This is a genomic window from Candidatus Omnitrophota bacterium (assembly GCA_028715965.1).
GTDB lineage: Bacteria > Omnitrophota > Gorgyraeia > Tantalellales > Tantalellaceae > JAQUQS01.
Genome location: JAQUQS010000029.1, coordinates 1,944 through 13,472 on the forward strand (window position 1 = coordinate 1,944; position 11,529 = coordinate 13,472).

An 11,529-nucleotide genomic window follows, 5' to 3' on the forward strand; every position below is an offset into this window, starting at 1 on the left:
GAAAAAGGGTAATACTGCGCGACCCACATCTGGTGTTGACCGACGTCCGTGGCTATAATGGCTTCTTCCCCGGCACAACTCGCGACCTTTCTGATTATAGTCTCCGGCGACAGTCCGTCACGTCCCGTTCTTTCCTGGACCGGGTACTTTTCCCTGATGTCCGAAACAGTCCTCGTCCATGCTTCCCTGTCATTACGCTCGACCAGAGGTAACAGCTGTTCTATCGCATGCCTGACGTCCCCCAGGATATAGATATCGGCTTTTTTTATCTTGTTGATCTCCGCGCTATCGATATCGATATGTATTATCCGGGCGTTCGGGCAGAACTCGGCGACCTTACCCGTAGCGCGATCATCGAACCTGGCACCGAAAGCCAGGAGCAGGTCCGCTTCGCGCATGATATGGTTGGTGTATCTCTGCCCATGCATGCCAAGCATCCCTATGAACATCCCGTCATCGGCCGGGAAACATCCCAGGCCCATTAAGGTGGACGCGGCCGGGATAGAGTTCTTATGGGCAAGCTCCCGTAACGGCCCCTCGGCCCCGGAAAGAGTTATCCCTCCCCCCGCGTACAGAACGGGCCTTTTAGAACTGTTTATCATTTCCGCCGCTCTTTCGATCCCTCCACTGTCAATACGGATGGAGCGGGGTTCCTTACGCGGCCGGTCGAACGACCCTATTTCGATCGTTTCCAGCTGCACGTCCTTGGGGATATCCACAAGAACGGGACCCGGCCGGCCTTCCGCGGCTATACGGAACGCTTCCGGGATCGCGTCCAGAAGTTCTTCCGCCGACCGGATAAGAAAATTATGCTTTGTTATCGGTATGGTCAGCCCGTAAGTATCGACTTCCTGGAACGCGTCCGTCCCTATTAAGGAAGAGGACACCTGTCCCGTAATAGCGACTATGGGGACCGAATCCATTTTAGCGTCCGCTATGGCCGTTAAAAGGTTGGTCGCTCCCGGCCCGCTGGTCGCGAAACAGACCGCGGTCTTACCCGTTGACCTGGCCATTCCGTGCGACATGAAACATGCCCCCTGTTCATGCCTGGCGAGTATATGCCTGATCCCGCTTTTAGCGAGCGCGCTATACAGCGGCAGGTTCGCCCCACCCGGTATACCCGTGATAATGTCTATATCTTCCCTTTCCAGTAGTTTTATCGTTATTTCCGCGCCTGAATATCTCATCACTCCTCCTTAATTAACATAAACAAAAAAGCCCCTGCCAGTATCCTGCCGGCAGGGGCTTATCAACGGTCCAAATCGGACAACCCCCTACGGAGGCAGCAATACGCCACCTACTACTACGGATACGGTTACATTCAATAGGTATATCAGGACCATTCTTCTTCTTTCGCTATCATGTCCACAAATAAAAAAACCCCTTTCGGCTTCCACCGAAAGGGGTTCGAATTCTCGCTCTTATCTCTTGTTACCCTTTATCCGGTGAAAACCTCCAGACGGACCCTACCACGGCTACTTGTACTACAGCAACCAATGTTCCGTTCGCGGTATTGTAAAGTCTCGTTCTTTCCATTTTTCACCGTTATTTAATTCTTACAACTAGTGTAATTATACACCTTCCCCCGTTTTTGTCAACTTTCTCTGGACTAACATATCCCCAGGAACAACACGGGCCGCGTGATTTATCTGGCACCTCTGCGAATTTGATAGTAGAATATACTAAAAACCACAGGACAAAGGAGGCTATCATGCCGGATTTCGGATCACCATTTTCAGGACTGGCAAAGGACAAAAAAATAACGGATGCCGAACTTGTACGCGCCATCAGGTTCATGGTAGCCGCTGAATATGAAGCCATACAGCTTTACATGCAGCTCGCGGAATCCACGAACAACAAACTCGCGCAGGAAGTGCTCAAGGACATCGCCGACGAGGAACGCGTCCATGCCGGTGAGTTCCTGAGGCTCCTTAAGGAACTCGCGCCGGATGAACAGAAGTTCTATGACGAGGGCGCCGAAGAGGTCGAGGAAGAGATAGAAAAGAACAAGAAATGACCTCTAGCCCTCCCTGTCCGGTCATTTTGTCCATACGGGCTTTACCATGAACGCGATATATACATGCTGGAACGGCCTCCGGGGTTACCCGGAGGCCGTTCTATATATATTATTGTCGATAAATGTCCTATGCATATGATATTTGTTGACAAATTATCTGTTGTGTCGTAATATGACAACCTATATATTCCCTTAATGACCTGATACATTAATATCCGACTTAGCATAAAACCCGGAGATAAAATGCAGTTAAGCGTAAAAGACCTGTCAAAGCTGTTGAATGTTACGGAAAGGACCATCTACCGCTGGATAAAACAGCAAAGTATCCCCTTTTACAGGATACATGACCAGTACCGGTTCAACCGCGTTGAGATACTAGATTGGGCCACATCACAAAAAATGGACCTTTCCCAGGCGATACTCGATGACGGCGGCAAAGACGTTATAGACTGTTTCTCTCTCGCGGATACGATAAAAAAAGGCGGCATCTATTACCGTGTCGAGGGGAACGACAAAAAAACACTTTTAAGCGCTGTTATCGACCTCCTTAACCTCCCGGATGACGTGAAGAAAGAAAATCTCTTGAACGCGATGCTGGTAAGGGAGGAACTGGGCTCCACCGGGCTGGGTGACGGTATAGCCATTCCCCACGCGCGATACCCGGTCGTCACGCATATCCCGCAGGCGATAGTCTCCATTTGTTTCCTGGAAAGACCAGTCGACTACGGCGCGATCGATGGTAAACCCGTAAGCTGCCTTTTCACCCTGATAAGCCCGACCGTCAGGAGCCATCTTAAGATGCTTTCCCGCACAGCGTTCGTCCTGAAGAACGCGGATGTCAAGAAAGCTATCGTGGCCCAGATGTCCAGGGAGGTAATTTTAAGCGAGATAGAAAAAGCCGAACGGCTTTTGGGGACATAAGCGGGGGCCCCTCTTTTTAAGGATCATATGGATACAATACTTTGTTCGTTATATATATTGTTGTTAAGCGGTGTCCTGTCGCTTGCTCTGAACAGGCACGTGAAGCTGTCCAACATCGTCGGGTCGTCCGGGGTCGTGCTCTCCAGCATAGCGGGTATTATCGCCCTGCTCATCGCGTACAGGAACGGGGGACCGGCCGCGCCGGCCATGCCGTGGAAGGTCCCGTTCGGATCGTTCTCGATAGCCATAGACTCATTGGGCTCACTTTTCCTTTTCCCCATTTTCATACTGGCCGCCCTTTCGGCCTTATACGGGTCGGAATATTTGAAGCATTATTTCGGGAAAAAGAACATAGGCAGTACCTGGCTCTTTTTTAACTCCCTGGTCGCAGGCATGGTGCTGGTGGTCCTGGCCCGCAACGCCGTCCTCTTCCTGGTGGCATGGGAATTGATGTCCGTGAGTTCGTTCTTCCTGGTCATCTTTGAAGGCGAGAAAAAAAATACGGCCAGGGCGGGACTGACTTACCTGATAGCCACTCACATCGGTACGCTTTTCCTGATGGTCATGTTCATCCTGCTTGCCAAGAACAGCGGTTCTTTTGACTTCGCGGCGTGGACCATGCCGGCGAAGGGCACGATGCTATCCATTATTTTCATATGCGCGCTTGTCGGTTTCGGAACAAAAGCCGGGCTTATGCCGCTCCATATATGGCTTCCCGAGGCCCATCCCGCGGCGCCAAGCCATGTATCCGCTATAATGTCCGGCGTCATGATCAAGACCGGGATATACGGTATACTACGCGTGCTGACATTCCTTGGAACACCGTGCGCGTGGTGGGGATATACGCTTATCGCTATCGGAGCTGTTTCAGGTATACTCGGCATACTCTTCGCCCTGGCCCAGCATGACATAAAACGTCTGCTCGCGTACTCAAGTATAGAGAATATAGGGCTGATCTCTATAGGCATCGGAATGGGCATACTCGGAATGGCAGCTAACGATCCGGTCCTGACGTTCCTGGGTTTCGCCGGGGCATTATGGCATGTCGTTAACCACTCTTTTTTCAAGGGCCTTCTTTTCCTGGGTGCCGGAGCTATCGCGCATAGGACCGGGACACGGGAGATAAACGTCCTGGGAGGGCTGCTCAAAAAGATGCCCTTAACTGGGAGCTGTTTTCTTGTCGGATCGGCCGCTATCTGCGGATTACCTCCATTGAACGGTTTTATCGGGGAGTTCCTGCTTTATTTCGCTTCTTTAAAAAGCATATTCGGGGAGACCGGCATAGTCCTTGTCTCCCTGGGGATAATAGCGTCCTTATCCCTGATAGGGGGCCTGGCTTTGGCCTGCTTCACTAAAGCGTTCGGCATGATCTTCCTGGGAGAACCAAGAAGCCCGCGTCACCGTGAAGCCCGTGACCCGAACGTCCTTATGCTGGCACCCATGATGGCCCTTGCGGGGGCCTGTATCTTTATGGGACTGGGCGCCCCTTTTATCATGGGCGCCATGGATAAGATCATCATCAATGTCGCGGGAACGTCCACCGGTATCATTGGAATGACCGCGTCCGAAGCAGCGCGTCCGTTGGCAGGTATCGCCGGTATTTTCACGCTCTTTTACGCCATCATACTGTCGGCCGCTTTGTTCCGCCGCGGACTCCTGGCAAAACGCGATGTCCGGGACGTCGTTACATGGGATTGCGGGTACGCGCAGCCCGAGCCCAGGATGCAATATACCGCGTCCTCATTCGTCCAGCCCATCATGAATTTCTTCAAAGGCATATTGAGGACGGAGAAAGATCCGCCCAAGACGAGCGAATTTTTCCCTGACAGTTCCTCCTTCAGGACAGAGACCGCGGATATCTTCAGCGAGGTTGTTTTCCGCCCCCTGCTTGAGTTCATCCATCGCATGGCGGAAAAGTTGACGTTGGTCCAACATGGGCAGATGCAGTTCTATATTTTGTATATCCTGTTCGCTCTCGTGATGCTTTTTATATGGAAGTTGTAAATATGTATATGAGAATGGCCCACTATATTTTTGTCATAGCGCTTTCCCCGTTGCTGTTCGGGATCATCAACAGGACAAAAGCGTTCTTTGCCGGGCGCAAGGGTAGCCCGCTGTTGCAGCTGTACCATGATATCTTTAAACTGCTACGGAAAGGAGCGGTGTACAGCAAGACAACGACATGGGTATTCATCGCGGGACCGATAGTGAGTCTCAGCGCCATATTGGCGGCCTTGACCCTGGTCCCTTTTGCCGGGTATCCCGCCCTGGTATCTTTTGACGGGGACCTTGTACTTTTTATTTACCTCCTGGCGCTGGCCAGGTTCTTCATGGTCATAGCGGCCCTCGACACGGGGTCCAGTTTCGAAGGCATGGGAGCCAGCCGCGAGGTCCAGTTCGCCGTGTTCGCCGAACCGGCGCTTTTCCTGGCACTGGCGGCGCTCGCGCGCATAACCGGGCAGGTGTCTATTTCGGGGATATTCTCGAACACGCTTAGTTACTCCTGGACGACTTACGGCCCGTTGATATTCCTGATATGGGGCGCGGTTTTTATCGTTTTCCTGTCGGAGAACTCCCGTATACCCGTAGATGATCCCAACACCCATCTGGAGCTTACCATGATCCACGAAGCCATGGTCCTGGACCATAGCGGCCCGGACCTGGCCTGTATTTTTTACGGAGCCGCCCTTAAATTCTGGGTGCTGGGGACATTGCTGGCGGGGATGTTCTTCGGGGCGGACTCCCACACATGGGCGGTCGATCGCGTCATATATATCCTCTGGATGCTACTGCTCGCTGTTATCGTTGGGGTCGTGGAATCAGTTCTCGCGCGGCTACGTTTATTAAAGGTCCCCCATTTACTGATAATCGCGTTGGCGTTATCAGCGGTGTCGTTAATACTTACATTGAGGCAGTAAATGAACACATGGAGCGATTTTATAGTTGTCACCGTCCTTCTTATGAACTTGATGATGCTTTCCTCAAGCCGCATCCGTACCTGTATAAAGATAGTCGCCCTACAGGGTGTGCTCATCGGGCTCATGCCCCTGCTGGCTGAGGCGCACTCCATGTCTTTTGGGGCCGCCGCTATATCGCTGTTCAGCATCCTGCTTAAAGGCGTGCTTTTCCCGTACCTCTTGTTAAGGGCGCTCCAGGAAGCCAATATACGCAAAGAAGTGGAACCGCTCGGAGGATATCCGCTGTCGCTCCTCATGGGGGTGGCCCTGTTCGGCCTGTCGTTCTGGCTGAGCGCGCAGCTGTTGTCCTCGCAACCCTTCGTTTCGCACCTCGCGGCATCCGTGTCTTTCGCGACATTTTTCACGGGCGTCCTCGTGATAGTCAGCAGGATGAAAGCGATAACACAGGTAATAGGATATCTCGTACTGGAGAACGGCATTTACCTGTTCGGCTCCGTCTTCCTGGCGAAACAATCTCTGCTGGTCGAACTGGCCATACTGCTGGATATTTTCGTGGCGGTGTTCGTGATGGGTATCGCGATATTCCATATAAGCCGCGAATTCGACCATATCGACACGCACAAACTTTCAGAACTCAAGGATTCAACAACAGAAGGATAGCATGACATGATGGCCATATCGCTGATAACCATACCGTTCCTGCTGGGACTGGCCTGCCTGGTCAGCCGGAACGCTATCCTGCGTCGGCTGCTTGTGCTTGCCGGAGCCGCCGTACACCTGGCGTTGACAACCATAGCGTGGTTCGGACCCTATATTACCGCCGGCAACGAATGGTTCGCACTCGACCACACGGGCATCATCTTCCTGTCGGTCACCAGCCTGCTCTTCTGCGGCGCGTCGATATACGGCATGTGCTATCTCGCGGACGAGGAACGCCGCCATAAAAGGAGAAAAGAGCGGTCTTTCTTTTCCCGGGAAGCGGTCTTTTGCGGCTGCCTCCTCCTGTTCCTCTCCACGATGACAGCTGTCATTACCAGCCAGCATCTGGCCGTTCTCTGGGTAGGTATAGAGGCAACGACCCTCGCGAGCGCTCCCTTGATATATTTCCATCGCACTAAACGGTCATTGGAAGCTACCTGGAAGTACCTCTTGATCTGTTCGGTCGGCATCGCGGTGGCATTGCTTGGGATATTTTTCCTGGCCGTAGCTTGCGACACACGCGGCGACCTTATCCTGGGTAAAATATTGAATAATGCCGCTAGCATGAACATACCGTGGCTGAAAGCGGCTTTTCTCCTCCTATTTGTGGGATACGGCACTAAAATGGGGCTTGCCCCGTTCCATACGTGGCTGCCGGACGCGCACAGCGAAGCCCCTTCCGTGGTCTCCGCCCTTCTTTCCGGGGGACTTCTCAACTGTGCTTTCCTGGGGCTCTTACGCGTATACCAGGTCTGCATAGGGGCCGGGCTCATGTCATACTGCCAGGATATATTCATCGTTTTCGGGCTCCTGTCCATATTGTTCGCGGCTATTTTCATACTGGGACAGAAAGATCATAAAAGAATGCTGGCATACTCAAGCGTGGAACATATGGGGATAATGACACTCGGTTTAGGATTGGGCGGGGCTGCCGTATTCGGGTCCATGATCAATATGTTGGGGCATTCCCTGACGAAAGCCGGGCTTTTCTTCGTTGCCGGGAACATATTGTCGTATTTCAAGACGAAGAACATACCCGACATACACGGGCTGATCGGCGGAAAGACCCGCCGGACAGGTATACTCTGGATGCTGGGATTCCTCCTGATAACCGGTACACCGCCGTCGGCCATATTCTTAGGCAAATTCATGATACTTAAAGAAGCCCTGTTCCAGGGCAGGTACTGGATCACGGCCTCGTTCCTGGCCCTGCTGGCCATAGTGTTCATCGGAATGGCCCGTATATTCATTTCCATGTCCAGCGGCGTCCCGGACAAGGACAAAGGCGACGCCTTGCCTGAGGGGAACATATCTTCCTGGCGGATATATATACCGGCGCTGTTCCTTGTCCTGGTCATATGCCTAGGCATATATTTCCCCGACTGGTTAGCCCGGGCATTGAAAATATCGTCCAAGGCATTTGGAGGGCTTTAATGGACACACGCGCCGTAAGGACATATAATTGTGGTGAGATCGACATAAAAGACATCCCTGTCCTGTCGGTCTCTGATCTCTCAGAGACCGCGTTCCGCGGCACGCGGGAAGACGCTCGCATATCCTCTTTCTGGGGTAGCAACGACGGTTCCGGGAATACGGTCCTGACGATGGTCCTCGCGCGCGACAAGGATGGATACCTGGAAGTCATGTCCACGTCCGTAAAGGGATCTTACCCTTCCCTGTCCGGGAACATCCCCCAGGCGCACCTTTTTGAACGCGAAATATATGAACAATGCGGCGTACGTCCCGAAGGACACCCATGCCTGAAACCAGTGCGACGACCCGCTTCCGCAGGGGACTTCCTGAGCATATCCGGGGAAGAGATACATGAGGTCGCCGTGGGACCGGTGCACGCGGGTATCATAGAACCAGGGCATTTCCGTTTCCAGTGCCATGGTGAACAGGTCTTCCATCTCGACATAGCCCTGGGATATCAACATCGCGGCCTGGAGAAGATGTTGCCCGGGGGGCCGGACAAACGCACGATACATTATATCGAGACCGCCGCCGGCGATACCACCATAGGGCATACGCTGGCGTATTGCCAGGCCATGGAAAGCCTGTCCGATCGCGAGGTACCGTTAAGGGCCTCCGTGCTCCGGGCCATTATGCTTGAGCTTGAACGGCTCGCGAACCATACCGGTGACCTTGGAGCTATGGCCGGGGACATCGGGTACCTTCCGACATCATCATATTGCGGCCGGCTGCGCGGTGAGTTCCTCAACATGACCGCGCTTATCTGCGGTAACCGATTCGGGCGCAACATGGTGAGGCCCGGAGGCGTTACGCGCGACATGGACACGACCATGATAAAAGAACTGAGAGAACGCCTGTCCAGGACATTCTCGGACGTAAAGAACGCGGTCTCTCTGCTCTGGTCTTCTTCCCTTGTCGTCGACAGGTTCGATGAAACAGGCATTATATCGGAACGAACGGCATCCGGCCTCGGCCTGGTAGGTGTCGCGGCCAGGGCCTGCGGAATAGAACGGGATGTGCGCTTCGACATGCCAGTGGGCGCGTTCAGGTTCTCCCATATACCGATCTCGACGCATTCCACCGGGGATGTCTTCGCGCGCGCTTTCGTAAGATGGCTGGAGATACAAAGGTCCGTGGAATTCATCTTCGACCAGCTGGACAATCTCCCGAACGACGGGATTTTCTCTCCCCTGCCGGAAATAAGGCCGGGCAAAATGGTCGTATCCCTGGTCGAGGGATGGCGCGGAGAAATATGCCATTCCGTCCTGACCGGGGCGAACGGAAAAATAGCCGGGTACAAGATAGTCGATCCGTCGTTCCATAACTGGCCTGGCCTGGCCATGGCGTTGCGAGGAGAAGAAATCTCCAATTTCCCTCTTTGCAATAAGAGCTTTGACCTGTCATATTGCGGACATGACCTTTAAACTGGACAAGGAATTACCATGATAAGAACACTATACGCCAGATCAAAACAAGGTTACAGGACGATGCCTTTTCCTCCGGGGAACGATACCCTTCCGGAAAGGTTCCTGGGGATGCCCTTTATCGCGGACGGAATATCCGGAGAGGATATCCGTGAATGCGTATCCGTCTGCCCTACGGGAGCGATCGACGCCCCTGGAGGGAATATTTCCCTCGATCTCGGGAAATGTATTTTTTGCGGGGCATGCGACAAAGCCTGCGCCGGCAAAGCCGTGACTTTCACGCGTGAATACCGTTTGGCGTCAAGAAAAAGGGATGGGCTGGTCCTTTCGAACGAACCAGCCCGGGAAGAGAAAGACCCGGGAAAGAACATAAAACATATTTTCGGCCGGTCCCTGAAACTTCGCCAGGTAAGCGCCGGGGGATGCAATGCCTGTGAAGCGGATATAAACGTGCTGAACACCCCGGGCTTTGATCTCGCGCGGTTCGGCATCCAGTTCGTCGCTTCCCCGCGCCACGCCGACGGCCTCGTGGTCACCGGGCCTGTCACGAACAATATGAGGTCGGCCCTGGAAAAAACCTATAACGCGATGGCGTCGCCGAAACTCGTTATTGCCGTGGGGGCGTGCGCGATATCCGGCGGACCCTACATAGACAGCGCTGAGGCCAATAACGGCGTGGACACCGTCCTCCCGGTAGATCTCTATATCCCAGGATGCCCGCCCCATCCGTTAACGATACTGCACGGGCTTACCTCTATCATGGAACGGCTTAAATAGCCATTAGAGCGAATTTTATCTGGCGCTAGCCCCTCACTTGATAGTACAATACCTTATATCTTTTGGAGAGACATCAACCCATCGCGGAGGACAGATGATAAAAAAGACCGCTGTTATATGTTTGCTCATAACGATAACCACCCTGACCTCTATGGCGGCACCATCCAGCCGCGTAGAGCTAAAGGATGGTAGTTCCATCAATGGTGAGGTGGTCTCTCTCCAGGACGGTATATATACGATCATGACTTCCGCGCTCGGCGAGATAAAAATAGGCGCCGGCAGCATCTCAAGGATAGAATCCGAAAGCCCCGCGCCAAATAGTACCGCGAGATATGAACAAGCTGTGTCCGCGCCATCCATAAGTTCCCAGGTAGAAGGCTACAAAAAGGCACTTACGGCTAACGCCGAGATATCATCAATGATATCCGACCTGGGCTCGGACAAAGAGCTGCAGAATATCCTAAAGGATCCCCAGATAGTATCCGCCGTAACCTCAGCCAATGTCCCCGCTTTAATGGGTAATGAAAAGTTCATGGACCTCATGAATAATCCCAAGATACAGGAAATACTCGGCAAGCTGCGCCACCAGGACAGCAAGGAATGATACCGGTCGGACTTTTATCTTAATTCGTCTTATCAAACCCAAGGCCCCGGCCTTTCGGTTCGCTGGCGGGGCTAAACCCCATTCCACGCGGGGCGTCGGCGGGTTCGGGGGATGGCGCCATGATATCCGTGCGCCTGAGCGTAGCGCTCCTGTCACGCCGATAGGCTTCGATGGACCTTTCTTCTTCCGGTGTAAGGTCCGACCCATATTCCGGCGCGAACCCCAATCCCCTCGGGACTGGCCGGCCATAAGCTGGCGCCATGATATCCGTCTGGCGGAGCGACCTTCTCTGGTCGTACCTGAAATCCTCAAGCGATCTTTCCTCGTCCGGCGTGAGATCAGGCGCGTATTCCGGCGCGAACCCCAATCCCTTCGGGACAGGCCGGCCATAAGCTGGTGCCATGATATCCGTCTGACGGAGCGTGTGTTTTTCGTTGCGGTCGTATATTTCCAGTTCCTTTTCCCGCTCGACCTGGGAACAGGCCACTTGCGCGGTCACTACGCAGGCGGCGAGAACAACGCCCATGGCTCTTATACTCGGTATCATGCTCATATGAATATTATATAATAGTTCCTTATACTCTTCCACCCGGCTGTGGTAGAATTTAACCATGATGAGAAAGCCCAGATACATAGTACATGTGGACATGGACGCCTTTTTCGCGTCCGTCGAGCAACTTGACCATCCTGAACACA

At 53.2% G+C, this 11,529-nt stretch carries 11 protein-coding genes; 9 read left to right on the forward strand and 2 right to left on the reverse strand.

Annotated elements, in window-relative coordinates:
• Positions 1 to 1,187, reverse strand: a 1,187-nt coding sequence (locus tag PHH49_08070) for a thiamine pyrophosphate-binding protein (GenBank protein ID MDD5488894.1), incomplete at its 3' end; no start/stop codon positions are given.
• 524 nt (positions 1,188 to 1,711) lie between these two features.
• On the opposite strand from PHH49_08070, the gene PHH49_08075 reads away from it, so the two are divergent.
• From PHH49_08075 to PHH49_08115, 9 genes are all read left to right on the forward strand, one after another.
• The gene (locus PHH49_08075; protein ID MDD5488895.1) at positions 1,712 to 2,017 is read left to right on the forward strand and encodes a ferritin family protein; all 306 of its coding nucleotides are present in this window, start codon (positions 1,712 to 1,714) and stop codon (positions 2,015 to 2,017) included.
• A 243-nt stretch (positions 2,018 to 2,260) separates the two neighbouring features.
• Entirely contained in the window at positions 2,261 to 2,938 is a 678-nt protein-coding gene (locus PHH49_08080) for a PTS sugar transporter subunit IIA (GenBank protein MDD5488896.1), read from the forward strand.
• Between the two features lie 27 nt (positions 2,939 to 2,965).
• On the forward strand, positions 2,966 to 4,942 hold the full coding sequence (locus tag PHH49_08085; GenBank protein MDD5488897.1) for a proton-conducting transporter membrane subunit: 1,977 nt from the start codon (positions 2,966 to 2,968) through the stop codon (positions 4,940 to 4,942).
• A 2-nt stretch (positions 4,943 to 4,944) separates the two neighbouring features.
• Complete coding sequence (locus PHH49_08090) at positions 4,945 to 5,856, forward strand: NADH-quinone oxidoreductase subunit H (protein ID MDD5488898.1); 912 nt, start codon at positions 4,945 to 4,947, stop codon at positions 5,854 to 5,856.
• The gene (locus PHH49_08095; GenBank protein MDD5488899.1) at positions 5,857 to 6,516 is read left to right on the forward strand and encodes a hydrogenase; all 660 of its coding nucleotides are present in this window, start codon (positions 5,857 to 5,859) and stop codon (positions 6,514 to 6,516) included.
• 6 nt (positions 6,517 to 6,522) lie between these two features.
• Entirely contained in the window at positions 6,523 to 7,989 is a 1,467-nt protein-coding gene (locus tag PHH49_08100) for a proton-conducting transporter membrane subunit (protein MDD5488900.1), read from the forward strand.
• On the forward strand, positions 7,989 to 9,452 hold the full coding sequence (locus PHH49_08105; protein ID MDD5488901.1) for an NADH-quinone oxidoreductase subunit C: 1,464 nt from the start codon (positions 7,989 to 7,991) through the stop codon (positions 9,450 to 9,452). The genes PHH49_08100 and PHH49_08105 overlap by 1 nt, the downstream gene beginning before the upstream one ends.
• Before the next feature lie 18 nt (positions 9,453 to 9,470).
• On the forward strand, positions 9,471 to 10,229 hold the full coding sequence (nuoB, locus tag PHH49_08110; protein ID MDD5488902.1) for an NADH-quinone oxidoreductase subunit NuoB: 759 nt from the start codon (positions 9,471 to 9,473) through the stop codon (positions 10,227 to 10,229).
• Between the two features lie 94 nt (positions 10,230 to 10,323).
• Positions 10,324 to 10,833: a hypothetical protein gene (locus tag PHH49_08115; GenBank protein ID MDD5488903.1), complete on the forward strand. Its 510-nt coding sequence runs from the start codon at positions 10,324 to 10,326 to the stop codon at positions 10,831 to 10,833.
• A 19-nt stretch (positions 10,834 to 10,852) separates the two neighbouring features.
• Here the strand turns inward: PHH49_08115 and PHH49_08120 are convergent.
• Positions 10,853 to 11,529, reverse strand: a 677-nt coding sequence (locus PHH49_08120; GenBank protein MDD5488904.1) for a hypothetical protein, incomplete at its 5' end; no start/stop codon positions are given.